General features: G+C 75.3%; 22 protein-coding genes and 1 pseudogene. 14 read left to right on the forward strand and 9 right to left on the reverse strand.

What is annotated here, in order from left to right:
• Positions 1-36: 36 nt before the first annotated feature.
• A complete protein-coding gene (locus tag ACU616_RS12665; RefSeq protein WP_446758815.1) occupies positions 37-1,968 on the reverse strand; it encodes a hypothetical protein in 1,932 nt (643 codons plus the stop codon).
• 144 nt (positions 1,969-2,112) lie between these two features.
• On the opposite strand from ACU616_RS12665, the gene ACU616_RS12670 reads away from it, so the two are divergent.
• A complete protein-coding gene (locus ACU616_RS12670; RefSeq protein ID WP_446758816.1) occupies positions 2,113-3,075 on the forward strand; it encodes a 4-hydroxy-3-methylbut-2-enyl diphosphate reductase in 963 nt (320 codons plus the stop codon).
• A gap of 75 nt (positions 3,076-3,150) precedes the next feature.
• Here the strand turns inward: ACU616_RS12670 and ACU616_RS12675 are convergent, their stop codons facing one another.
• The 4 genes from ACU616_RS12675 to ACU616_RS12690 form a co-directional block, all read right to left on the reverse strand.
• Positions 3,151-3,870, reverse strand: coding sequence for a DUF6542 domain-containing protein (locus tag ACU616_RS12675; protein WP_446758817.1), 720 nt, complete (start codon positions 3,868-3,870; stop codon positions 3,151-3,153).
• A 189-nt stretch (positions 3,871-4,059) separates the two neighbouring features.
• The gene (locus tag ACU616_RS12680; RefSeq protein ID WP_446758818.1) at positions 4,060-5,298 is read right to left on the reverse strand and encodes a DNA recombination protein RmuC; all 1,239 of its coding nucleotides are present in this window, start codon (positions 5,296-5,298) and stop codon (positions 4,060-4,062) included.
• Positions 5,299-5,397: 99 nt separating this feature from the next.
• On the reverse strand, positions 5,398-5,955 hold the full coding sequence (locus tag ACU616_RS12685) for a methylated-DNA--[protein]-cysteine S-methyltransferase (RefSeq protein WP_446758819.1): 558 nt from the start codon (positions 5,953-5,955) through the stop codon (positions 5,398-5,400).
• Complete coding sequence (locus ACU616_RS12690) at positions 5,952-7,439, reverse strand: AlkA N-terminal domain-containing protein (protein WP_446758820.1); 1,488 nt, start codon at positions 7,437-7,439, stop codon at positions 5,952-5,954. Before ACU616_RS12690 ends, ACU616_RS12685 begins: the two co-directional genes overlap by 4 nt.
• 313 nt (positions 7,440-7,752) lie before the next feature.
• Between ACU616_RS12690 and ACU616_RS12695 the strand changes: the two genes are divergently transcribed.
• From ACU616_RS12695 to ACU616_RS12725, 7 genes are all read left to right on the forward strand, one after another.
• Positions 7,753-9,027, forward strand: a complete 1,275-nt coding sequence (locus ACU616_RS12695) for a S8 family serine peptidase (RefSeq protein ID WP_446758821.1) — start codon at positions 7,753-7,755, stop codon at positions 9,025-9,027.
• 68 nt (positions 9,028-9,095) lie between these two features.
• Positions 9,096-9,341 carry a hypothetical protein gene (locus tag ACU616_RS12700; RefSeq protein WP_446758822.1) on the forward strand — a complete coding sequence of 82 codons (246 nt, stop codon included), beginning with the start codon at positions 9,096-9,098 and terminating at the stop codon, positions 9,339-9,341.
• 39 nt (positions 9,342-9,380) lie between these two features.
• Complete coding sequence (locus tag ACU616_RS12705; RefSeq protein WP_446758823.1) at positions 9,381-9,992, forward strand: hypothetical protein; 612 nt, start codon at positions 9,381-9,383, stop codon at positions 9,990-9,992.
• Between the two features lie 89 nt (positions 9,993-10,081).
• Entirely contained in the window at positions 10,082-10,990 is a 909-nt protein-coding gene (locus ACU616_RS12710; RefSeq protein WP_446758824.1) for an ABC transporter ATP-binding protein, read from the forward strand.
• Positions 10,987-11,808 (forward strand): ABC transporter permease, encoded by an 822-nt coding sequence (locus ACU616_RS12715; protein WP_446758825.1) that lies wholly within the window; start codon positions 10,987-10,989, stop codon positions 11,806-11,808. Before ACU616_RS12710 ends, ACU616_RS12715 begins: the two co-directional genes overlap by 4 nt.
• Positions 11,805-13,040 (forward strand): sensor histidine kinase, encoded by a 1,236-nt coding sequence (locus ACU616_RS12720; RefSeq protein WP_446758826.1) that lies wholly within the window; start codon positions 11,805-11,807, stop codon positions 13,038-13,040. Before ACU616_RS12715 ends, ACU616_RS12720 begins: the two co-directional genes overlap by 4 nt.
• Positions 13,037-13,675 carry a response regulator gene (locus ACU616_RS12725; RefSeq protein ID WP_446758827.1) on the forward strand — a complete coding sequence of 213 codons (639 nt, stop codon included), beginning with the start codon at positions 13,037-13,039 and terminating at the stop codon, positions 13,673-13,675. Before ACU616_RS12720 ends, ACU616_RS12725 begins: the two co-directional genes overlap by 4 nt.
• A gap of 6 nt (positions 13,676-13,681) precedes the next feature.
• Here ACU616_RS12725 and ACU616_RS12730 read toward each other — a convergent pair whose 3' ends face one another.
• Positions 13,682-14,713 carry an SAM-dependent methyltransferase gene (locus tag ACU616_RS12730; protein ID WP_446758828.1) on the reverse strand — a complete coding sequence of 344 codons (1,032 nt, stop codon included), beginning with the start codon at positions 14,711-14,713 and terminating at the stop codon, positions 13,682-13,684.
• Positions 14,714-14,794: 81 nt separating this feature from the next.
• The gene (locus ACU616_RS12735; protein ID WP_446758829.1) at positions 14,795-15,757 is read right to left on the reverse strand and encodes a helix-turn-helix domain-containing protein; all 963 of its coding nucleotides are present in this window, start codon (positions 15,755-15,757) and stop codon (positions 14,795-14,797) included.
• A 57-nt stretch (positions 15,758-15,814) separates the two neighbouring features.
• Here ACU616_RS12735 and ACU616_RS12740 point away from each other — a divergent pair, with 57 nt between their 5' ends.
• Both ACU616_RS12740 and ACU616_RS12745 read left to right on the forward strand, forming a co-directional pair.
• The gene (locus ACU616_RS12740) at positions 15,815-17,020 is read left to right on the forward strand and encodes a hypothetical protein (RefSeq protein ID WP_446758830.1); all 1,206 of its coding nucleotides are present in this window, start codon (positions 15,815-15,817) and stop codon (positions 17,018-17,020) included.
• Between the two features lie 49 nt (positions 17,021-17,069).
• Positions 17,070-18,242 (forward strand): DUF222 domain-containing protein, encoded by a 1,173-nt coding sequence (locus tag ACU616_RS12745; protein ID WP_446758831.1) that lies wholly within the window; start codon positions 17,070-17,072, stop codon positions 18,240-18,242.
• Positions 18,243-18,245: 3 nt separating this feature from the next.
• On the opposite strand, the gene ACU616_RS12750 is transcribed toward ACU616_RS12745, so the two are convergent.
• Positions 18,246-18,611, reverse strand: coding sequence for a cupin domain-containing protein (locus ACU616_RS12750; RefSeq protein ID WP_446758832.1), 366 nt, complete (start codon positions 18,609-18,611; stop codon positions 18,246-18,248).
• A 62-nt stretch (positions 18,612-18,673) separates the two neighbouring features.
• On the opposite strand from ACU616_RS12750, the gene ychF reads away from it, so the two are divergent.
• Entirely contained in the window at positions 18,674-19,747 is a 1,074-nt protein-coding gene (gene ychF, locus ACU616_RS12755; protein ID WP_446758833.1) for a redox-regulated ATPase YchF, read from the forward strand.
• A gap of 19 nt (positions 19,748-19,766) precedes the next feature.
• Here ychF and ACU616_RS12760 read toward each other — a convergent pair whose 3' ends face one another.
• Positions 19,767-20,669 carry a tyrosine-type recombinase/integrase gene (locus ACU616_RS12760; RefSeq protein WP_446758834.1) on the reverse strand — a complete coding sequence of 301 codons (903 nt, stop codon included), beginning with the start codon at positions 20,667-20,669 and terminating at the stop codon, positions 19,767-19,769.
• A gap of 418 nt (positions 20,670-21,087) precedes the next feature.
• Here ACU616_RS12760 and ACU616_RS12765 point away from each other — a divergent pair, with 418 nt between their 5' ends.
• The 3 genes and pseudogenes from ACU616_RS12765 to ACU616_RS12775 form a co-directional block, all read left to right on the forward strand.
• On the forward strand, positions 21,088-21,897 hold the full coding sequence (locus tag ACU616_RS12765) for an IS5 family transposase (RefSeq protein ID WP_446758835.1): 810 nt from the start codon (positions 21,088-21,090) through the stop codon (positions 21,895-21,897).
• A gap of 626 nt (positions 21,898-22,523) precedes the next feature.
• Positions 22,524-23,144, forward strand: a complete 621-nt coding sequence (locus ACU616_RS12770) for a polysaccharide deacetylase family protein (protein ID WP_446758836.1) — start codon at positions 22,524-22,526, stop codon at positions 23,142-23,144.
• A gap of 435 nt (positions 23,145-23,579) precedes the next feature.
• Positions 23,580-23,863, forward strand: a pseudogene (locus ACU616_RS12775) (transposase); the annotation flags it as partial.
• Positions 23,864-23,874 lie beyond the last annotated feature (11 nt).

Genomic DNA, 23,874 nt, shown 5'->3' on the forward strand with positions numbered 1-23,874 from the left:
GGGACCCGGGCCGCTGGACGCCGCCGCTGCGCCGGGCTACTGCCCCCGGGGCTGCAGCGGGCTGGCCTCGACGGCCTGCTGCTCGAGCTTCTCCAGCCGGTTGCGCAGCATCGTCACGAACTGCGGCCGGTTGCCGGTGGCCTCCTCGTAGGAGAGCAGGTCCTGCACCGTGGCGAGCTGGTAGCCGCGCAGCCGGCCGCGCAGCTGGGCGATGGTGAACGAGTCGTAGCCCTCGATGGGTGCCGTGGCCGCGGCCTGGGAGCCGGACGGTTCGTCGCTGCCCGCGGCATCGGTGGGCCCGCCGGTGGCCGCGGCGACCGGCGTCCCGCCCTCGTCGGTGGCCTCGACCGCGGTGTCGCCGGTCGTGGTGTCGCCGGCCGTGTCGCCGGCCTCGTCCGGGCCCGGTCCGGCGCCCAGCTCCTCGTCGACGCGGGCGTGCTCGTCGGTGACGACGTCGCTGCTCTCGTCGGTGGTGGTGCCCTGGGGCCCGGCGGTCGTGGCGAGGTCGGTCGCCGCGCCGCCCGTGCCGGCGCTGTCCGGGTCCGGCTCAGCGCCCAGGTCCTCGTCGACGCGGGCGTGCTCGTCGGTGACGACGTCGCTGCCCTGTCCGGTGTCGGTGCCCTGGGTCGGCGCGCTGCCGTCCTCGGTGGCGCCGCCCGCAGTGCCCTCGGTGCCCTCCGGGGCGGCGACGCCCTCGTCGGTGACCGTGCCCTCGACCGTGGCGACCGCGCCGTCGGAGGTGACGATGTCGACCTCGGTGGCGGCGTCCCCGGCCGCACCGGACTGGGCGTCCTCGGTGAGCGCGCCGGCGACGGCCTGGCCGATCTCGGTGTCGGGCAGGACGTCCTCCGGGGCGGCGACGCCCTCGTCGGTGACCGTGCCCTCGACCGTGGCGACCGCGCCGTCGGAGGTGACGATGTCGACCTCGGTGGCGGCGTCCCCGGCCGCACCGGACTGGGCGTCCTCGGTGAGCGCGCCGGCGACGGCCTGGCCGATCTCGGTGTCGGGCAGGACGTCCTCGGGAGCGGCGACGCCCTCGTCGGTGACCGTGCCCTCGACCGTGGCGACCGCGCCGTCGGAGGTGACGACGTCGACCTCGGTGGCGGCGTCCCCGGCGGCGGCGTCGGCGGTGCCGATCTCGGTGTCCGGCGTGCCGGAGTCGGCGGCGTCGGGCGTCGTCGCGTCGTCGCTGCCCACGTCGGGCGCACCGGCGAGCTCACCGACGGGGGAGCCGCCCGGGTCGCTGGCGGCGGGCGCGGTGTCGGTGCCCTCGGCCTCCAGCAGCGCGCTCTCGAGGGCGTCCTCGGGGGTCAGCGCGGTGTCGGCCGCGCCGAGTGCCGACTCGACCTCCTCGGCGCCCTGGACCTGGTCGGTGATGTCCTCGATCGCGGCGACGACCGCGGCCGGGGCGGGGTCCGGCGGCAGCCCGGCGGCCTCGTCGTCGACCAGGCCGGCCGCGTCGGTGTCGATGTCGATCTCCATGACGTCGACCTCGGTGAGCACGACCTCGGTGTTCCCGATGTGGGCGTCGGTGTCGTCGAGTGCCGCGGCGGTGTCCTCGACGGCGGCGACGACGGCGTCGGCGGCCGGGTCGTCGGGGAGGGCCGCGACCTCGTCGTCGGTGATCGCGCCGTCGGTGGTGTCGATGTCGGGCGCGCGGTCGAAGGCCGAGGCGCGCAGGACGTCGATCGGCTCGGCCACCAGCGCGCTGCCACCGGCGTCCTGCTCGTCGTCGTCGAAGGTCGCCATGCCGGGCTCGCGGTCACCGCGCAGCCCGGTGAGCACCTCGTCGCCGCGGGCCACCAGACCCGACCACTGCTGCTGCAGCTTCATCGCCGCCTGCAGCGCGATGCCGACGAGGCGCACCGGGAGACCCGGCAGCGTCCGGGGGAGGCTGCGGACGTCGTCGAGGACGGTGGCGGCCAGCCCGACGCTGGCGCGGATCGGCTCGGGGATCTCACGCGACATGGACCCCAGCCTGCCGCAGGCCGCCCGGAACGGCATCGTGGCCGATCGCACGGCCACCCGGTCGAGCGGGGAAGATGCGGCACGGCGTGTCGAGGGTCTCCTCGCGGCCCCGGCAGCCGACGGCGCGCCACATACGATGGGTGCATGGCTGATCAGCGCGGACGGGTCCTGCTGGCCGATCCCCGGGGGTACTGCGCCGGCGTCGACCGGGCGGTGGTGGCCGTCGAGCGGGCGTTGGAGATCCACGGAGCACCGGTCTACGTCCGCAAGCAGATCGTCCACAACAAGCACGTCGTCGCCACCCTCGAGCGGCGCGGCGCGGTCTTCGTCGACGAGACCGACGAGGTGCCCGAGGGCTCGGTCGTCGTGTTCAGCGCGCACGGCGTCTCACCGGCCGTGCACCAGGAGGCCGCGGCGCGGCAGCTGCGGACGATCGACGCCACCTGCCCGCTGGTGACCAAGGTGCACCAGGAGGCCAAGCGCTTCGCCCGCGACGACTACGACATCCTGCTGATCGGCCACCGCGGCCACGAGGAGGTCGAGGGCACCTCCGGCGAGGCGCCGTCGCACATCCAGCTCGTCGACGGTCCCGACGACGTGGCGTCCGTGCAGGTGCGCGACCCCGAGAAGGTCGTGTGGCTGTCGCAGACGACGCTGTCGGTCGACGAGACGCTGACCACGGTCGACCAGCTGCGGACCCGGTTCCCCGGCCTGCAGTCGCCGCCCAGCGACGACATCTGCTACGCCACCCAGAACCGCCAGCAGGCCGTCAAGCAGATGGCCGCGGAGTGCGACCTGGTGGTCGTCGTGGGCTCGACCAACTCGTCGAACTCAGTGCGGCTGGTCGAGGTGGCCCTCGAGGCCGGCGCCCGCGACGCGCACCTGGTCGACGACGCCACCGAGATCGACCCGTCCTGGCTCGAGGGGGTGCAGACCGTCGGCGTCACCAGCGGCGCGTCGGTGCCCGAGGTGCTCGTCGGTGAGGTGCTCGACTGGCTGGCCGAGCGCGGCTACCCCGACGTCGAGACGGTCAAGGCCGCCGAGGAGCGGCTGGTCTTCGCCCTCCCGCACGAGCTGCGCCCCAAGCGGGGCGGCGCCGCCGGCTGACCCGGGCGCACGCAGGAAGGCCCCCTCCCGGCCGGGAGGGGGCCTTCTGCTCCTGCTGCTGGGGCAGGTCCTCCCTCAGCGCCGGGCGGCGAGACGGACGACGGCCACCACGAGGGCGACGACCGTGGCGACGGCCATGGTGGGGAAGCCGCGGATGAGGACGGTGGCGATCGTCGGCAGGCTGAGGCTGGCCGACGGCGCGAGGCCCACGTTGACCGCCGCGACCGCGACGAAGACCAGCGGCGGTGAGACGACGACGGTGAGCAGGTCGCGCCTGCGGACCAGCAGCGTGGCCACGGCGGTGGCCGCGACCAGCGTGACGAGGGTGAGCGTGCCGAGGCCGACGCCGAAGAAGGAGTCGACGGCGCCGCCGGCCAGGGTGATCACGAAGACGCCGAGCACCGCCAGAGTGCCGCGCAACCGGCTGCCGGACACGTCCTCGGCCGGTGCGACCCGGCTGCTGGACCGCTCGGCGGCACGGCCGGACGCCCGGCTGCCGCGGCGGCCGTCGTCGGAGCGTTCGGCCGGCGGGTGGGCGGCGCGCTGCCCGGAGCGGGCGGGGAACCGGGCGTCACCGACCGGACGGCCGGCGCCACGGCCGGAGCCGTGGCCGGCACCGCGCTCGGGGCCCGCGGGACGCCCGCGCGGCGCCGGCGGCGGCACCGGGGGGCGGGACATGCGCATCGAGCGGTCCGGACCGGTCGCGTCGGGACGCGGGACCTGGGGGCGGGCGTAGGAGCGCTCCGGGCGCACTCCGCTGTCCCGCCAGGTGTCGGCTGTGCTCGCCGAGGCCATGGCGCACCTCCCCGTCCTCGCCGGCCGGCCCGTCACGGGCCGCTGTCGGTGCTCACCGTAGCGACGACCGGCTCCGTCCGGGACCGGTTCACGGTGTCGGGCCCTGACACGTCTCCGTCTCGATTTGGCAACTCTCTGTGAGGGACGGGAGTGGTGTGACGGGCGTGCCCGGCGGGACGGGCGCTCCGGTCAGACGTCCGCGGTCCCGCCGGTCCGCCAGCGCAGGCCCGGGCCGGCGTCGTCGGCGAGGTCCGGCTGCGGCTGGAGGTCGCGGTCCGGTGGGGGGTCGCGGTCCGGCCGGAGGTCGTGGCCGGGGCGGAGGTCCCGGTTCGGCGGGAGCGCCCGGTCGGGCAGGGGTGGCCGGTCGATCGGCACCACGGCGTCGACGCCGACCGCGTCGTCGTCGACGGGCCGCAGCGCCCGCACCACCGCCTCCACCGGCGCCGGCGTGGGCACCGGCGTCTCGCCGACGCCGAGGTCGTCGAAGCGGCGGGCGGCGGCGAGCACCGAGCGCTCGTAGGAGCCGACCGTCTCGTTGTAGCGGGTCAGCGTCGAGCCCAGCGCCGACCCGAGCCGGGTCAGGTGGCCCGACAGGGTGGTCAGGCGGGCGTGCAGGCGGCGGCCGACCTCGATGACCTGGTCGGCGTCGCGGGCCAGCCGCTCCTGCCGCCACGAGTGCGCCACCGTGCGCAGCAGGGCCAGCAGGGTGCTCGGCGTGGCGATGACGACGTCGCGGCCGAAGCCGTACTCCAGCAGGCCGGGCTCGGCCTCCAGCGCGGTGGTGAGGAACCCGTCGGAGGGCACGAACAGCACCGTGAACGGCGCCGCGGGGCGGAAGGCGGTGGGGTAGCGGCGGGCGGCCAGCGCGTCGACGTGCGCGCGCAGCTGCCGGGCGTGGGCGGCGACCCGCTGCGCCTTGACCGTCTCGTCGGGGGCCTGCACCGCCTCGATGTATCCGGTGAACGGCACCTTCGCGTCGACGACGACCTGCCGGCCGTCGGAGAGGGTGACGACGAGGTCGGGCCGCACCCCGGCGCCCTCGTCGTTGGTGGAGGACGGCTGCTCGACGAAGTCGCAGTGCTCGAGGAGGCCGGCGACCTCGACCACCCGGCGCAGTTGCACCTCGCCCCAGCGGCCGCGCACGTGCGGGGTGCGCAGCGCGGTCACCAGCGCGGCGGTCTCTTGGCGCAGCTGCGCGCTGGTCTGGCCGACCGTGCCCATCTGCTCGCGCAGCTCCCCGTGCGCGACGGCCCGGGCCTGCTCCATGCCGGCGAGCAGCCGGTGCAGGTGGTCCAGCGACTCGTGCAGCGGGTCGAGCCCGGACTCGGCCGGCCGCCGGCGGGCCAGCAGCGCGACGACGCCGAGCGTCACGGCCACGCCCAGCAGCACCCCGAGCAGCAGGCCGAGCAGGAGGGAGGCGGCGTCCACGGACAGCAGGGTGCCTCAGCGGACCGACACACCCCGGGAGGCGGCCCCGTCCAGGGCCCGCCGCGAGCTCGCGAGTGTGGGGAGGACGGGGTCCTCTCGCTATGCCTCGACGGGGACGGGGGCCTCGACGGGAGTGGAGGCGTGTGCCGCCTCGTGGTCGAGCAGCCAGCGCTTGACCGGCGTGCCCCAGCGGAAGCCACCGAGACCGCCGTCGGAGCCGAGCACCCGGTGGCAGGGGACGAACAGCGCCGCGGCGTTGCGGGCGCAGGCGTTGGCGGCGGCGCGCACCGCGGAGGGCCGCCCGCAGCGGGCGGCGAACGCGGCGTAGGTGTCCGGCGCGCCGGCCGGCACGGTCCGCAGCACCTCCCAGGCGTCCTCGAGGAACGGCCCGGAGCGCTGCCGCACCGGGACGTCGTCGATGGCGGTGACGTCGCCGGCGACGAACGCCTCGACGGCGTCGAGGACCGGCAGGTGCTCGGCCTGCTCGACCCAGGTGGGCCGCAGCGAGCGGTGTACGACGGGCAGCAGGTCGGCGACGTCACCGGTCCAGCCGGCGGCGAGGACGACGTCGCCGCCGCCGGGCCGGTCGGTGACGACGACGGTGAAGGGACCCGGCGGTGTCCCGACGGTGGCGAAGCGGGCGGCGGGTGGGGTCATGACGCACTCCGATCGGCGGCGGGGGAGCGGGTGAACAGTGTGGGCGCGGCGAGCGCCCAGAGGTGCACGGCGGCGTACGAGCGCCACGGCCGCCAGCGGGTGGCGGCGTCGGCGTCGGAGCTGCCCAGCGCGGCGAGGGCGCGGCGCAGCGCGAGGTCGCCGGGCAGCCACACGTCGGGGTCGCCCAGGCCGCGCATGGCCACGAGCGACGCCGTCCACGGGCCGATGCCCGGCAGGGCGAGCAGGCCGCACGCGGCCTCCTCGCGGTCGCAGCCCGGGTCGAGCGCGACCCGGCCCTCGGCGAGCGCGGCGGCCAGCCCGGTGAGCGTGCGGCGGCGGGCGCCGGTGAGGCCGACGGTGGAGAGGTCCGCGGCGGCCAGCGCCTCGGGCCGGGGGAAGGCGGAGGTGAGCGTGCCGACCGGCTCGGGCAGCGGCGTCCCGGCCAGCGCGACGACGCGGGCGGTGAGCGTGCGGGCGCCGGCCACCGACACCTGCTGCCCGAGCACCGCCCGCGCGGCGGCCTCCGGGGCGTCGGGCGAGGCGGGCACCCGGCGGCCGGGCGCCCCGGCGACCAGCGAGGCCAGCGCCGGATCGGACCCGAGCACCTCGTCGACGGCGAGCGGGTCGGCGTCGAGGTCGAGCAGCCGCCGGCAGCGGGGGACGGCGGCGCGCAGGTCGCGCAGGTCGGTGAGCAGCAGCCGGGCGGTCACGGACGGGCCGCCGTCGGGCGCGGGGGAGAGGCGGACGACGCCGGGGCCGGCGGGCAGGTCGAGGACGCGGGAGAACGTCGTCCCGTCCCACTCCTCCAGGCCGGGGACGGCGTGCGCGCCGAGGAAGTGCAGCACCTCGGCCGCGTCGAACGGGGCGCGGGCGGCCAGCCGCAGGGTCAGCCAGCCCGGCGTCCCGCCGTCGCCGCCCGGCCGGCGGCGGCGCAGCTCCGACGGCGTGCAGGCGAACACCTCGCGCACGGTGTCGTTGAACTGCCGCACGCTGGCGAACCCGGCGGCGAAGGCGACGTCGGCCATCGGCAGGTCGGTGGTCTCAACGAGCACCCGCGCGGTCTGGGCGCGCTGGGCCCGGGCGACGGCGAGCGGGCCGACGCCGAGCTCGCCGACCAGCAGCCGGTGCACCTGCCGCTCGGAGTAGCCCAGCCGCGCGGCCAGGCCGGGGACGCCGGTGCGCTCGACCTCGCCGTCGGCGATCAGCCGCATGGCGCGGGCGACGACGTCGGCGCGCACGTCCCACTCCGGCGATCCGGGGACGGCGTCGGGGCGGCAGCGGCGGCAGGCCCGGAAGCCCGCGGCCTGGGCGCCGGCGGCGGTGCCGAAGAAGCAGACGTTGCCGGCGGCGGGGGTGCGGGCCGGGCACGAGGGCCGGCAGTAGATGCCCGTGGTGCGGACGGCGGTGACGAACCAGCCGTCGAAGCGGGCGTCCCGGCTGGCGACGGCGCGGTAGCAGCGCTCGGCGTCGAGGGAGGCGGTCACGATCCCTCCTCGCTGGCGCTCGTCGGGATCGTGCGCGGCGGTGCCGTGTCTTCGCGCGTCCTCGCATGCTCGGCCACGTGACCGAGCATGACAGCGCGCGCGGCCCCTGACTGGCGGTTTCCGGACGCCGCCGTGCGACCCGCTGGGGTCGCGGGCTGTCACCCCCGCACCGCAGACTGCCTGCACCGCCGGGCGCCCGCCCCGGCGGCCCGGGGGACCGCGGGTCACCACCCGCTCGCACGCCCCCGCCCGTCGAGGAGGGGGAACAGTGATCGATCCAGGAGCTGGTACCGGCCGGAGCAGGCGCCCGGGTGTGCAGACCACCGGGCGGCAGGTGGTCGTCTTCGCCGACACCCGGGACGACGAGCCGGTGGACTGGTCGGCGGCGGGGATCTCCGACGTCGCCGACTCGCGCGACTTCACCTCCGGGCAGGTCTCGGCGCAGGCCCTCCGCGGGGCCGGCGCCACGGTCTTCGCCCGGCTGGGCATCGCCGTCGTCTCCGCCGCTCCCGACCAGGTGACCGCGCTGCAGGCGGCGTCCGCGGACCGGCGGCCGGTGCTGTCGGTCTCCCCGGAACTGGTCCACCACGTGCTGCCCGCGGACGTCGGGTCCTACGTCGAGGGCTACCGGGACGGCGTCACCGACCTCGCCGGCCGTCTGGTCGGCGCCGGGGGAGGCGGCGGTGAGCAGACCCCGGCGCCGCCGCCGTTGGAGGACACCGCGGCCGCCACCTGGGGGATCCAGGCGGTGCAGGCCATGACGTCGCCCTTCACCGGCCGGGGGGTCCGGGTCGCCGTGCTCGACACGGGCCTGGACCTCGCACACCCCGACTTCGCCGGCCGCGCGGTCACCTCGGAGTCCTTCGTCGAGGGGGTGACCAGCGCGCAGGACGGCCACGGGCACGGCACCCACTGCACCGGCACCGCGTGCGGGCCCCGCGTGCCCCCGGCCGGGCCGCGCTACGGCATCGCGTCGGAGGCGGAGGTCTTCATCGGCAAGGTGCTCAGCGACGAGGGCAGCGGGGAGGACGGCGGCATCCTGGCCGGCATCGACTGGGCGGTCGCCAACGGCTGCGCCGTGCTGTCGATGTCGCTGGGCGCCGACGTGGCCGAGGCCCACCCGCCCTACTCCGCCGCCGGGCGGCGGGCGCTGCAGCAGGGCTCGTTGATCATCGCCGCGGCCGGCAACAACGCCGACCGGGAGAACGGGGACTTCGGCTTCGTCGGAGCGCCGGCCAACAGCGTGGAGATCCTCGCCGTGGGCGCCCTGGACCAGCGGCTGGTGACCGCCTGGTTCTCCGCCCGCAGCCTCCCGGCGGCGGGCGGGGAGGTGGACGTGGCCGGTCCCGGCGTCGACGTGCTGTCGACCTGGCCGATGCCCACCCGCTACAACACGATCAGCGGCACGAGCATGGCCACGCCGCACGTCGCCGGGCTGGCCGCGCTCTGGGCCGAGGCCACCGGACGGCGCGGGTACGAGCTGTGGGCCACGCTGACCCAGGCCAGCCGCCGGCTGACCGAGCCGTCGGTCGACGTCGGCAGCGGGCTGGTGCTGGCCCCCCAGGAGGGCGCCGGCGGGGCGGGCTGAGGCCGGCCCGGGCCCCCGCGCCCGGCCGCGGAGCCCCGGGACGGCACCGGAGGGACTAGCCTCCGGCCGTGGGTTCCTCGCTGACGCCGTTCAGCGTGACCGTCGACGACCGGCACCTGGCCGAGGTCGAGACGGTCGCGCAGGCGCTGCGCGACACCGGCATGCAGGTCGAGCGGGTCCTCGGCACGGTGGGCGTCATCACCGGTCGGGCGCCCGCCGCGGCCCGCCCGGCCCTGCTGGCGGTCGACGGCGTCTCCTCGGTCGACGAGCAGCGCCGCGTGCAGCTGCCCTCGCCGGACGCGCCGGTCCAGTAGTCCGGGGGACGCCGCCGGGCCGTCGTCCGTTGACCTGGGGTGGCGACGACCGGCGGGCAGCGGCTCGCTGCCCCTGGCCGGGGGCGGACGGCACTGGTCGCGGCCCTCGTCGTCCTGGCCGCGCTCGGCGCGCTGCTGGTCGTGCGCCAGGGCGCCGAGGCGCCGCGGTCGGCGGAGTGCGCCGCGGCGGAGCCGGGGGTGCGGATCGACCCGGCCACCGTGCCGGAGGGGCCGGTCGCCGGGTACGGCGCCGAGCAGCTGGCCAACGCCGCGGCGATCGTCAACGCCGCGGAGGCGCTGGGCCTGGACACCTGCGCCCAGGTGATCGGCGTGATGACCGCGATGGGGGAGTCCTCGCTGCGGGTCCTCGACCGCGGCGACGCCGCCGGGCCGGACTCGCGGGGGTTGTTCCAGCAGCGGGCCAACGGCGCCTGGGGCTCCTACGCCGACCGGATGGACCCCACCACCAGCGCGACGAACTTCTTCCTGGCGCTGCAGGAGGTGCCCGACTGGCGGTCGCTGCCGCCGACCCTCGCCGCGCACCGCACCCAGCGCAACGCCGACCCCGACCACTACGCGCGCTGGTGGGACGCCGCGGTCGAGGTGGTCGGCGCGCTGGCCGGCCGCCCGGTCCTCGGCGCCGCCGGCTGAGGCTCCGCCGACCCCGTCCACCGACCGGTGGACGGCGGACCCACGGAACGGCCGTACCGCGCGCCGCCGCGCCGCGCCAGGCTCGTCCCGTGACAGCGACCCAGACGGCGCCGGCCCCCGTGGCCCGGGCGCGGGACGAGGAGACGGCGGTCCGCGTGCGCGGGCTGGTCAAGCGGTACGGGGCCCGGACCGTCGTCGACGGCATCGACCTCGACGTCCGGCGAGGTGAGGTCTTCGCCCTGCTCGGGCCCAACGGCGCGGGCAAGACGACCACGGTGGAGGTCCTGGAGGGTGTCCGCCGGCGCGACGGCGGCGAGGTCGCCGTCCTCGGGGAGGACCCCGGCCGGGCCGGGCGGGCCTGGCGCGACCGCGTCGGCGTGGTCGGCCAGAGCACCGGGGCCGGCACCGCGCTCACCGTCCGGGAGACCCTCGACCACTTCGCGCACTACCACGCGCTCGCGCGGCCGACCGGCGAGCTGCTGACCGCGGTCGGGCTCGCCGGGGCCGCCGGCACGCGGGTGGCGCGGCTGTCGGGTGGGCAGCGCCGCCGGCTGGAGGTGGCCCTCGGCGTCCAGGGCCGGCCGGAGCTGCTGTTCCTCGACGAACCGACCACCGGCATGGACCCGGTCGCCCGCCGGCAGTTCTGGGGGCTGGTCCGCGGGCTGCGGGCCGGCGGTACCACCGTCGTCCTGACCACCCACTACCTCGACGAGGCCGCGGCGCTGGCCGACCGGGTCGGCGTCCTGGCCGAGGGGCGGCTGGTCGACGTCGCGCCGCCGGACGAGCTCGGGGCCGAGCTGCGCCGGGCGGCCACCGTCCGCTGGACCGAGGACGGCGCCCCGCGCCAGGTGGTCACCGCCGAGCCGGCCGCCGTGCTGCGCGACCTGCTCGCCGCGCACCCGGCCGGCGAGGTGCCCGGCCTGACCGTCACCCGCCCCGGCCTGGAGGACGTCTACCTCCGGCTGGTCGGCGCCGCTCCCGAGGAGGCCTCCCGATGACCGCCGTCCCGGCCGCTGGCCGCCCCGCACCGCCGTCGGCCGCCGCCATCGGCCTGGCCCGCACCGCGCTGGAGCTGCGGCTGTACGTCCGCGGCCCGGCGCAGGTGGTGTTCTCCTTCGCCTACCCGATCGTGATGCTGGTGGTCTTCGCGTCGGTGTTCGCCGGCGAGGACCGGCCGGGCGGGGTGCCGTTCGCGCAGTACTTCCTCGCCGGGATCGCCGCCACCGGCATCATGCTGACCAGCTTCCAGGCGGTCGGGACGGCGATCGCCGAGGAGCGCGACCGGGGTGACCTGGCCCGCCTGCAGACCCTCGGCACCCCGCCGGTGGGCTACTTCCTCGGCAAGGCCGGCCAGGTCCTGGTGACGACGGTGCTGCAGCTCGCGGTGCTGCTCACCGTGGCCGCGCTGGCCTACGACGTGTCCCTGCCCACCGACGCCGGCCGCTGGCTGACCTTCGCCTGGGTGGTGCTCGGCGGCGCGCTGGCCGGCACGGTGCTGGGCATCGCGGTCGCCTCGGTCGGCAGCAGCCGCTCGGTGGGCAACGGGATCGCCGCGTTCGCGATCGTGCTGCAGTTCTTCTCCGGCGTCTTCTTCGTCTTCTCCGAGCTGCCGCCGTGGATGCAGGAGGTGGCCGCCGTCTTCCCGCTCAAGTGGCTGGTGCAGGGGATGCGCTCGGTCTTCCTGCCCGACGCCGCGGCCGCGGTGGAACCGGCCGGCTCCTGGGAGCACGGGACCACTGCCCTCGTGCTCGCCGCATGGGTGGTCATCGGAGTCGTGGTGTGCGCCCGGGCGTTCCGCTGGCGCCGGGCGGCATGAGCTTCCGGCACCGGCTGCTCGCCGCCGTCGTCCCGCCCGCGGACGACGGCGGCGAGCCGCTGCCCGAGCGCGGGTGGCGGACGACCGTCGTCGGGATGCACGTGGTCTCCGCCGCCGTGTGGGGTCTCGCGGTGGTCTCCGCGGTGGTCGGGGACCAGGTGGACGACGACCGGCGGCTGCCGGCGCTGCTCGTCCTGGCCGGACTCGCGCTCGCCTACGCCGTCCTCGGTGTCCCGGCCATCCGGGCGGGCGCCCCACGGCGGGCCGTGCCCTACCTGCTGGTGCTGGTCACCGCGTTCGCGCTGCTCGGCTGGCTGGCGCCGGGCCTGCTGTTCCTGCTCTTCCTCGCCTACCCGCACGTGTGGTTCGTCGTGCAGGGAACGCTCACCGGCATCTCCTGGACGCTGCTGCTCGGCCTGGCCAGCGCCGCGGGCCCGGTGCTGGGCGCCGCCTCGTCCCGCGAACCCGGCGACGTGCTGCTCGAGACGGGCATCGGCATCACCTTCAGCCTGGCGCTCGGCGTCTGGATCAGCCGGGTGCTGCGGGAGAGCGCCCAGCGGGCATCGCTGATCGCCCAGCTGGAGGCGACCCGGTCGGAGCTGGCCGCGGCCGAGCGGGAGCGCGGGGTGCTGGCCGAGCGCGAGCGGCTGGCGGGGGAGGTGCACGACACGCTGGCGCAGGGCTACACGTCGATCGTGGTGCTGGCGCAGACGGCGTCGGCGCTGCTCGTCCCCGACCCCGCTGCCGCGCGGGAGAAGCTGGCGGTGATCGAGGAGGTGGCCCGCGACAACCTCGCCGAGGCGCGGGCCGTGGTGGCGGCGTTCCGGCCGGTGGCCCTCGACGGGTCGACACTGGTGGAGGCGCTGCGGCAGCTGGCCGGGCGGTTCGCCCGCGAGACGGGGCTGGAGGTGCGGGTGGACACCGGAGCGCTCGACGCCGCCCCGGGCCTGCGGCGCGACGAGGAGGTGGTCCTGCTGCGCGGGGCGCAGGAGGCGCTGACCAACGTCCGCCGGCACGCGGGCGCCACGGCGGTGGTGCTGCGGCTGTCGCGGGTGGGCTCGCAGGTGTCGGTGCACGTGGAGGACGACGGCGTCGGGTTCGACCCGGCCGCGGTCCCCGTCTCGGGCCTGGCGGGGCTGCGTGGGCGGGTGGCCCAGGTGGGTGGCGAGGTCGACGTCGCCTCGGCGCCGGGCTCGGGAACGCGCGTGACGGTGCGGGTGCCGGGCTCGTGAGCACGCGCGTGCTGGTGGTCGACGACCACCCCGTGGTGCGCGGCGGGCTGGTGGGCTGGCTGGCGGCCCAGCCCGACCTCGACGTCGTCGGGGAGGCCGCCGACGGGCTGGAGGCGCTGGCCCTCGTGGCGTCGCTGGAGCCGGACGTCGTCCTCATGGACCTGCGGATGCCGCGGATGGACGGCGTCACCGCGATCGAGCGGCTCGCGGGGTCGCACCCCGGCGTCCGGGTGCTGGTGCTGACCACCTACGACACCGACGCCGACATCGTGCGGGCGGTCGCGGCGGGGGCCACCGGCTACCTGCTCAAGGACGCCCCGCTGCCGCAGCTCGCCGACGCCGTCCGCGCCGCCGCCCGCGGGGAGACGGTGCTCGCGCCGCCGGTGGCCGCGCGGCTGGTGTCGCGGATGCGGGCGCCGGCGGTCGAGGAGCCGACCACTCGGGAGCTGGAGGTGCTGGCCGGGGTGGCGCGTGGGCTGACCAACGCCGAGATCGGCCGGGAGCTGTTCATCGGCGAGGCCACGGTGAAGACCCACCTGCTGCGGGTGTTCGCCAAGCTCGGCGTCGACGACCGGACCCGCGCGGTGATGGTCGCCGTCGAGCGCGGCCTGCTCCCCGGCCCCGGCGCCCGCTGACGTCCCTCACCGGGTCGCGGCCACCGCGATGAGGGGCGCTCCCGGGACGAGCGTGCGCGGCTGCTCCGGGTGGAGCCCGGCCTCGGTCAGCTGGCGGACCAGCGAGCCGGCGTCGGGGAGCTGCAGGTCGCCCTCCTGCGCGCGGAGCAGCAGGTCCAGGTGGCGGCTGAACAGCTGCGGCACGGCGGCGGTGGTGACCACGAGCAGGGTGCCGCCGGGGGTGAGCAGGCCGGCCACCGCGCGCAGCAGGGGCACCCGCTCGGGAGGCGGCAGGTAGTAGACGACGTTGGCGAGCAGGGCGAGGTCGAACGGCTCGGCGAGGGCACCTCCCGGCTCCCCGCCGAGCGCGGTCCGGACGTCGACCTCCTCGACGCTCGCCCGGCCGGCCAGCCCGCGCTCCCGCAGGGTCCGCCTGGCCAGGGCGGCGGCGCCGGCGTCGACGTCCACCCCGACGCCGGTGGCGCCGGGCGCCGCCTCGAGCACCCCGGCGAGCTGCAGCCCGGCGCCGCACCCGACGTCGAGCACCCGGCGCGGAGGGCGGCGGGTGACCGTCCGCACGAGCAGGTCGTGCACGAAGGCGTCGAACCCGGCGGCCATCCGGGCGATGACCTCGCCCTGCTCGGCGAGGTCGCGCCGCCGCCACTCGCCGGCGAGCACCGGGCGCAGCCCGCGGTAGAGGTCGGTGTGGAACCCGCCGAAGCCCTCGTAGGAGGCCCGCACGAGGTCGTCGCCGACGACGGCGCGGCCGGCACGGTCCAGCCGCCACCGGTCGCCGTCCCCGGCGACGAGCCCGACGGCCGCCGTCACCCGCAGGAAGGCCTCGAGCAGGTCGGTGTCGGTGGCACCGGTGCGACGGGCCAGCTCGGCGGTGCCCGCCGGCGCCCGGGCGAGGGCGTCGAGCACGCCGGTGCCGAGGGCAGCGGCGACGACCTGCAGGCGGAGGGCGGCCTGCCCGTCCTGCGTGGCCCGCCACCGGGCGCGCAGGTCGCCCGCGCGCAGCAGCTGCACGAGCGCTCGGGGGTTGATCAACCGGGACACGGGACCTCCCGACGTCGGGGTGCTCCGGCGGCCACTGTGTCGGCCGCCGGAGCGGGCCACCAGGGGTCGCGGAGCGCCCGCTCAGGCGGGCCGGTCCCCGGCGTCGAGGAGGGCCTGGCCGGCGTCGCTGCGCCAGTAGAGCACCTCGCGTCCCGACCGGCGCCGCTCCAGCAGGCCGGCGTCGAGCAGCACCCGCAGGTGGCCGCCGACGCTGCCCAGCGGCAGGCCGGTGCCGGCGACGAGCGCGCTGGTGCTGCGCGGGGCGTCGAGCGCGGCGAGGACGCGGGCGCGGCTCCGGCCGAGCAGGCGGACCAGCGGCTCGGGCAGGGGCGCGGGACCCGACGCGAGTGCGCCGGTGACCGGGTAGACGAGGGCGTAGGTGTCCGGCAGCCGCCAGCTCACCCAGCTGCCGCGGCTGTGCGCGGCGATGAACAGCAGGTCGCGGCCCCGGACGTCGCGCGGCGGGTACGGGTGCGCGTTGACCTGTAGCCGGCCGTGCGCGAGCCAGCGGACCCCGGGTGCGATGCCGTCGAGTGCGCCCGACCAGCCCTCGCGGGCCAGCCGGGCGGTCCGCGCGACGACGTCGGCGCGCAGCACCCGCAGCCGGCGCGGCCACTCGTCGCGGATCGTCTGCTCCCAGGTCCAGCGCAGCAGGTCGGCGGCGGTGCGGGCCAGGCCGGTGGCGGACAGCTCGGGCGCAACCGGCCCGGTGGCCACCTCCAGGTCGGCGCGGACGGCGTCGTCGTCCAGGGACTCCAGGTGCGCGAGCTCCTCGTCGAGCGCGAGGTCGGGAGCCGCGGGCGGGACGGTGAGGAAGTCCGCGGTCCAGGTCGGACCGAAGGCGGCGCGCAGCAGGGCGGCGCCGACGGGGTCGGCGCCGAGGCGTTCCCGCAGCGCCGCGACGTGGGTGTCCCGCCAGGGGCGGTGCCACGGCGGGACCTGCGGCGCGGTGAGCAGCCGCAGGCCGGCCAGCGTCTCGGTGAGCTGGCTGGTCCCGAAGCGGGCGCGGGCCATGACGTCGGCGTCGACGATCAGCTCACCCACCTTTCGAGCCTAGGCGAAACGGTGGGTCACCGGCTCCGGGTGGCGGACGGTCCTGGCGTGCTCACCTACCGGGCGCTGTTCGCGCTCCCCGCCTTCCGCGCGCTGTGGACCGGCAGCGCGCTCACCACGGTGGCCTCGACGACGTCGTCCCTGGCGCTGGCCACGCTCGTGCACCGGCAGACCGGCTCGGCGCTGCTGACGGCGGTGGCGGCGTTCGGCCCCTCCACCGCCCAGGCCCTCGGGGCGACGACGCTCATGTCGGCCGCGGACGCGAGCCCGCCGCGGCGCACCCTGGTGCTCGTCGGGACGGCGTCGACGCTGGCACTGGCCCTGCAGGCGCTGCCCGGCCTGCCGACCGCGGTGCGGCTGCTGCTCGTCGTCGGCACCGCGTTCGTCGTCTCGGTCGGGTCGGGTGCGCGGTGGGGGCTGCTGTCGGAGCTGGTGGCCGCCGAGGCCTTCCCGCTGGCCCGCTCCACGATGGACGTCGCCGTCGGCGCGTGCCAGGTGGTCGGGTTCGCCGCCGGCGGGCTGCTGCTCACCGTGCTGACGACGACGCAGGTGTTCCTGCTGGCCGCGGCCGTGTCCGCCCTCGCCGTGGTGGTACTGCGGGCCGGATTGGCCGAGCGGCCGCCGCGCCGCCGCGGACGGGCCGGGCTCGCCGGGACGCTGCGCGGCAACCGGCTGCTGCTGTCGCGGCGGGAGACCCGGACGCTGCTGGTCGCGCTGTGCGTACCGAACGGGCTGGTGGTCGGGTGCGAGGCGCTGTTCGTGCCGTACGCCGGGGAACGGGGCGGCTGGCTGCTGGCGGCCGGCGCGGTCGGGATGACGACCGGCGACCTGGTGGTCGGGCGGTTCCTCACGCCGGCGGCCCGGCGGCGGTCGAACACCGCGCTGCGGGTGCTGCTGGCCGCGCCGTTCCTGGCGTTCGCGCTCGGGCCCTCGGTGCCGGTGGCCGCCGTCGTGGTGGCGGTCGCGTCGGCGGGGTACGCCGCCTCGCTGGCGCAGCAGGAGTGGCTGGTCGCGCTGACGCCGGCCGGGCTGCGCGGGCAGGTGCTCGGGTTCGAGTCGGCGGCCCGGATGACCGGGCAGGGGGTCCTCGCGGTGCTGGCCGGCGTGCTCGGGGACGCCACGACGCCCGGGACCGCGGTCGCGGTGTTCGCGGCCGCGTCGCTGGCCGTGTCCCTGGTGCTCGTGCCTGGACTGCGGGAGGCGGCTGAGGCGGCCGCCGCAAGGGGGTGGCGGGATCTGTGGACAAGTCACTGACCTGCGGATTCAAGTCGCGCGGCAGGGTGATCGCCGATAGTCTTCGTACATGTGTTCGAAGAGCTCGCTGGGCGGGGACGTGCTCGACGACGTCGCCGCGCTGGTCGCCGAGCGCAACCGGCTCGACGCCCTACTCGCCCGACGGGTGCACGCCGCAGAGCTGTCCCAGGCGCCCGAGCGCGACGGGTTGCGGTCGATGCCCTCGTGGCTGAGTGGGCACTGCCGGCTGTCGGCGGCCGAGGCCGCCGCGCTAGTGCGCAACGGCCGCACGCTGGAGCACCTGCCGGCGCTGGCCGAGGCCCACGACGCCGGGCTGGTGTCGGCGGAGCAGGTGGCGGTCGCGGCGCGGGCGGTCACGCCGGAGCGGTTGGCGGCGGCCGCTGCGCAGGGGGTGGACCTGGCCGTGATCGACGCGGTCTTCACCGGTGTGGCGGTCGAAGGGAGATACGCCGACCTGGTGAGGGTCGTGCAGCACTACCTGGCCGACCTCGACCCCGACGGGCCCGAACCCGATCCCACCGAGGGCCGGTCGCTGACCCTGTCCCAGCACGCGGACGGCTCCCTCTCCGGCCGGTTCCACCTCGACGCCGTCGGCGGGGAGAGGGTCCAGGCCGCGCTGGAGGCGCACGTGCAGGCCGACCGCCCGGCCGGGGACGAGCGCACCCGAGCGCTGCGTCTCGGAGACGCCTTCGTGCAACTCGCCGACAACGTCCTGGCCGCGGGATCGCTGCCGACCCTGCGCGGGCACAAGCCGCAGGTCGCCGTCGTGATCGACCTCGAGGACCTGGTGGATCCGGCTGGTGCCCCCAGCGCCGGGCGGATGGGCTTCGGCGCCACGATCTCCGCCGCCCGCGCCCGCTGGCTGGCCTGCGACGGCGCGGTGTCCCGGGTGGTCTTCGGTCCCGACGGCGCACCGCTCGACCTCGGCCGCGAGCAGCGGTTGGCCGGCCGGTACCTCCGCCGTGCCGTCGAGCTCCGGGACCGGGCGTGCGTGTTCGCCGGCTGCGGTGCTCCGACGTGGTGGTGCGACGTCCACCATCTGATCCACTGGACCGACGGCGGCGAGACGTCACTGGAGAACTCGGCGCTGCTGTGCGAACGGCACCACGGCAAGGTCCACCACGGGTTCCGGGTCGAACGACAACCGGACGGTCGATGGCGCACCTGGCGCCCCGACGGCACCGAGATCCTCGTGCCGACGCCGCTGGCCCCAGCGGCCTGACCCCTACTGCTCGAAGACGTGGCGCTCGGCGGTGAGCTCGCCGGGGTTGTCGCCGGTGTTCACCGTGGCGCTCGGCTCGACGAGCAGCACCTGCGCGCCCTCGGGCGAGTACGGCTGGTGCGGGGTGCCCCTCGGGACCACGTACAGCTGTCCCGGGCCGAGGGTGACGTCGCCGTCGTCCATCCGGAGGGTGAGCGAGCCGGCGAGGACGAGGAACACCTCGTCGGTCTCGGGGTGGCTGTGGCGGGTGAACTCGCCGCGGGTGTGCACGACGCGGACGTCGTAGTCGTTGAGGACGGCGACGGTGCGCGGGGACCACGGCTGGTCGATCGAGGCGAGGACGGCGGCGAGGTCGACGGGCTGCGGCATGCGGCCATCCGGCCATCCTCGCCGTCCGAGCACCGTGGCGGCGGCCCGTACGCTGGTCTCCCGTGAGTCTCACCATCGGGATCGTCGGGCTGCCCAACGTCGGCAAGTCGACGCTGTTCAACGCGCTGACCAAGAACGACGTCCTGGCGGCCAACTACCCCTTCGCCACGATCGAGCCGAACGTCGGCGTCGTCGGGGTCCCGGACGAGCGGCTGGGGAAGCTCGCCGAGCTGTTCGCGTCGCAGAAGGTGGTGCCGGCGACGGTCTCGTTCGTCGACATCGCCGGCATCGTGCGCGGGGCCAGCGAGGGGCAGGGGCTGGGCAACAAGTTCCTGGCCAACATCCGCGAGAGCGACGCGATCTGCCAGGTGATCCGGGTGTTCTCCGACCCCGACGTCGTGCACGTGGAGGGCAAGGTCTCGCCGCGCGACGACATCGAGACGATCAACACCGAGCTGGTCCTCGCCGACCTGCAGACGCTGGAGAAGGCGATCCCGCGGCTGGAGAAGGAGTCGCGCAAGGACAAGGAGCGCGCGGCGCTGCTGGCTGCCGCGCAGTCCGCCGCAGAGGTCCTGAACACAGGTCAGACGCTGTTCGCCGCCGGGGTGGACCCCGCGCCGCTGCGCGAGCTGACCCTGCTGACGACCAAGCCGTTCCTCTACGTCTTCAACGTCGACGCCGACGAGCTGGCCAACGAGTCGCTGATCGCCGAGCTGCGGGAGCTCGTGGCGCCGGCGGAGGCGATCCTGCTCGACGCGAAGACCGAGGCCGAGCTCGCCGAGCTGCCGGCCGAGGAGGCCGCGGAGCTGCTGGAGTCGATCGGGCAGAGCGAGCCGGGCCTCGACCAGCTGGCGAAGGTCGGCTTCCGGACGCTGGGGCTGCAGACCTACCTGACGGCGGGCCCCAAGGAGGCGCGCGCCTGGACCATCCCGGTCGGCGCCACCGCCCCGCAGGCCGCGGGCGTCATCCACACCGACTTCCAGCGCGGCTTCATCAAGGCCGAGGTCGTCTCCTACGACCACCTCGTGGAGGCCGGTTCGATGGCCGAGGCGAAGTCCCGTGGCTGGGTGCGCATCGAGGGCAAGGACTACGTCATGCAGGACGGCGACGTCGTGGAGTTTCGCTTCAACGTGTAGCCGGTGGCATTTATGCAGGTCAGCGGCTTGTTGGGGCGGCTGAGTCCGCACCCAGTCCGCAACTGTCCGCGAAGAGCTCCTCGGCGGCCCGCCGGGTGCGGTCCTCCGCGGTGGGCCAGAGATGGCTGTAGGTGTTCAGCGTCGTGGTGGCGCTGGCGTGCCCGAGGGCCCGCTGGACGGTGACGACGTCGCAGCCGGAGGCAATGAGCCCGGAGGCGTAGAAGTGCCGGAGGTCGTGCAGCTTCACGCCGCTGAGATCGGCCGCGGCGAGCGTCGTCCGCCAGCGGTGGCCGACGGTGTTCTGGTGTGGCGGCTGGCCGGCGTCCCCGGTGAAGAGCCAGCTGCCCTGCGGACAGTGGGCGGCGACGTGCCGGGCGAGCAGGTCGACCAGTGACGGCGCCAGGTACACCTGCCGCTCGCTGCCGTACTTCGGTGCGCGCAGCTCGATCGCGCCGCCGGGGGCGCGCTGCACTTGGCGCGCGCCGGTAAGGGTGCGGCGGAGGAAGTCGACGTCGCCGACGCGGACGGCGGCCGCCTCGCCGAGTCGCAGGCCGGCGAAGCCGCACAGCCCGACGAAGGCGCGGAAGGACCGTCGGCGGCCTCGAGGATCGCCCCGACCTGGGCGGGTGTCGGCAGCGTCATGGCGGCGGCCGGGCGGCGCCGGCGGGGGAGGGCGATACCTTCGCTCGGGTCGCGCGGGATGACCCGGTCGGCGACGGCGCCGCGCAGGACGGCCCGGACGTTGTTGGTCCGGGTGTGCACGGTGCCCGGCGCCAGGCCGCGAGAGACCATGCTCTTGGCCCAGTGCTCGAGGTGCGAGCGGCGCAGCGACCGCATCCGGACATCGGCAAAGGTCGTGGACCGGGCGGCCAGGCTCATCGCCGTCTCGGTACCGGGCGCCCACACCTGGCGGGCCGACCACTCGGCGTAGTACTCGGTGAAGGTCTGCCGGCCCGCGCCCGGGTCGACATAGGTGCCGGTGACCACGGCCGCGGTGACTTCGTCGAGCCAGCGCTGGGCGTCGACCTTGCGGTCGAAGTGGCGGGCGTGCTCCTTACCGTGTTCGTCCCGGTATCGCGGCCGGTACTTGCCGTTGGGCAACCTCGAGATGCTGGCCATGGTCCTGCCTCTCGTCGTCGATTGAGTCAGCGCTCGCCGGGAATGACGGTGTAGCTCACGGGTCTGTCAGTGAGGTCTTCTCAACCGATTTGCGCGGAAGAGCTTTGCTGAACGCTGAATGAGCAGGTCAGTGGCTGGACGACGACGTCGCTGCACAGGGGCGTGGGGTCCGGCAGAGGATGGCGTCGACCAAGAACGACCCTCATCCGCACGGACCCCACGTGATCACTTACTCTGCCACGCTCGACGTGCCCGAGGCCACCGCCGTCCTGCTCACCGACCTGCTGATCGCCGAACGCCGCCGCCGCGGCACCGGCATAGGCGCCCGCGCCGCCTCCGCCCGCGACCAGGCCATCTTGGTGCTGCGCTGGTTCCGCCAGGACGCCGACATGCCCACCCTGGCCCGCGACACCGGCGTCTCGGTCGCCACCGGCTACCGCTACCTGCACGAGGGCATCGACGTGCTCGCCGACCAAGCCCCCGACCTGCACCGAGTGCTCGAGGCCGGAAGTGCCGCCGGCTGGAGCCACGTCGTCCTCGACGGCACGCTCATCCGCACCGACCGCTGCCGGACCACCAACCCCGAGTCCGGTCACGACCTGTGGTACTCCGGCAAGCACCGCGCTCACGGCGGCAACGTGCAGGTCGTCTGCGACCCGGACGGTTTCCCGGTGGCCGTCTCCCCCGTCGAGCCGGGCTCGATGCACGACCTCGCCGCCGCCCGGGCCACCGGGTTCCTCGGTGCGCTGCACGCCGCGGCCGCGCTGCTGGGCCTGCCCGCCCTGGCCGACAAGGGCTATGACGGCGCGGGCGTCGGCATCCATACGCCGGCCAAGGGTGCCCACCTGGCACCCAGCACCGCGACCCGCAACCGACTGCTGACCCGGCTGCGCGCCGAGGGTGAGCGCGGCATCGCACTGCTCAAGAACCGGTGGAAAGCACTGCGCCGGATTCGGCTGTGCCCGCAGCGGATCGGTGCGGTCGTCGCCGCCGCACTCATCCTGACCAACGCCGAGCGACCAAACCGTTGAGAACACCTCAGTGGAGCTGGGGCAGGACTTGTGAGCGGACCATCACCGCTGTGGACGCCGAAAGTCGGCGTGATCGCGGCTGCACCCAGATGCACCGGAGTGTCCACCCGCCTCCCCAGTTTTCCTCCAGCATCGGTGACCTGGGGTTTCGTGCGTAGGCCGGCCTGGAAGGCGTTGACATGAGCTGCCGCTCCCCGCCCGGCAGCAGCGTGCCGGCTGTCAGGGAGCGGCCAGGGGCCCGTGACCCATGTCGCTGCCGGGCCGAGCCCGGATTGCGGTTGTCATAGGCGGCCCACCGCAGGACGGCGGAGAGGCAGCCGGGACGTCAGGCAACGCTGCTCAGCGGAGGACGACCGGATGAAAGCAGGTTGAACAGCTGCGGACGCCCGCTCAGGACGAGCGCAACACGGTCGCGGAGATCTGTCAGACGCTCGGGATCTCCCGGGCGACGTTCTGTCGGTGCATCAGATAGCAGTCCCCGACGGTCGGCTGCGGTCGTCGCGCAGCAGGCCGGTCCAAGGTCACTGCGAGCCCGACCACCTGCCACCTGCGGCGGGTCGCCGCGGTGATCCTTGCCCTGCGCGACTGTGTGGAATGTGCAACCGTTCCCCATGCGGTTTCGGACGGTGATCGTCGTCGCTGCAGCCTGTGGGCTGGTGCTGCCCGCCATTCCCGCTCAGGCGGCACTGGAGCCGTGTGCGGCCGGCTATGTCCGCCTCACCTTCGACGACGGTCCCCACCGCACCGCTACGCCGGACATCCTCGACACTCTCGCGGCACACGGGGTGACCGCAACCTTCTTCGTGGTCGGTCAGATGACCGCTGCCAACCCCGCCCTCGTGCAGCGCGAAAGCCAGGAGGGCCACACCATCGGCAACCACTCCTGGGATCACCCAGACCTCACCAGACTAAACTCAGCCCAGGTCGAATCCGAGCTGCAGCGCACCAATGACGTGATCAAAGAGGTGACCCGAACGACTCCGACGCAGTGGCGCCCGCCGTACGGGGCGAGGAACTCTGCGGTGGAGGCGGCCGCTGAGCGCGTCGGTCTGACCTCGATGGTGCTGTGGACGGTGGACCCGCGCGACTGGGCCGATCCACCCGCGACCACCGTCCGAGACCGCGTGCTGCAGGCGGTGCGGCCGGACAGCATCATCCTGCTGCACGACGGCACCGGAGCAAACACCCCCGCAGCACTGCCCATGATCCTCAACGGCCTCGCCGGCATGGGTTACTGCGTCCGCTAATCGCGGTTGCTCGGCGCACGCTGTCGCCAATTGTCTCAAAAGTGTACGAATGGAAGTTTCGAGAGACGGAGGTTCTCACCAGGATTCGCCGTCTGCGGACGCCTGGCGGAGGCAACGCTGCAGGTCAAGAATCTGTGCCAGCGACGTGTCGAGTGCTGCCTGCCGTAAGCCCTGCGCCGAGGGCTCGCGCCCGAAGTCGCTGTCGACTCGCAGAGGCTCTGACCATCGACGCCCACCGCGCCCTTCAACTCGGTGTGGACTGTGACTGTTCAAGTTCCAGCCTGTGTGTCGTGAGTGGCTGGTCATGGTCCGGGGGTGAGGGACCAGTCCGACTGCGCGCCGGGCACCGACTGGAATCGATCGCTCGGGACTGCTGCACGAGTAGGTGACATCTGATCTGTGGTGCCCAGAGGTGCCGCTGGAAGGATGTTCACCGTGCCGAAGCCCTATCCCAAGGAGTTCCGCGACGACGTCGTCAACGTCGCCCGCAACCGCGAGCCGGGCCAGCACCCGAAGCAGATCGCGGCCGACTTCGGCATCAGCGAGTCGTGCCTGACGAACTGGATGAAGACCGCCGACGTCGAAGACGGGTCAAGCCCGGCACGGCGGCCGTGGAGAACGCGGATCTGCGGGAGGCTCGTAAGCGGATCCGGCTGCTGGAGCAGGAGAACGAGGTTCTGCGCCGGGCGGCGGCCTATCTGTCGCAGGGGAACCTGCCGGGAAAATGACG

It is taken from the genome of Geodermatophilus sp. URMC 62, from assembly GCF_052931475.1.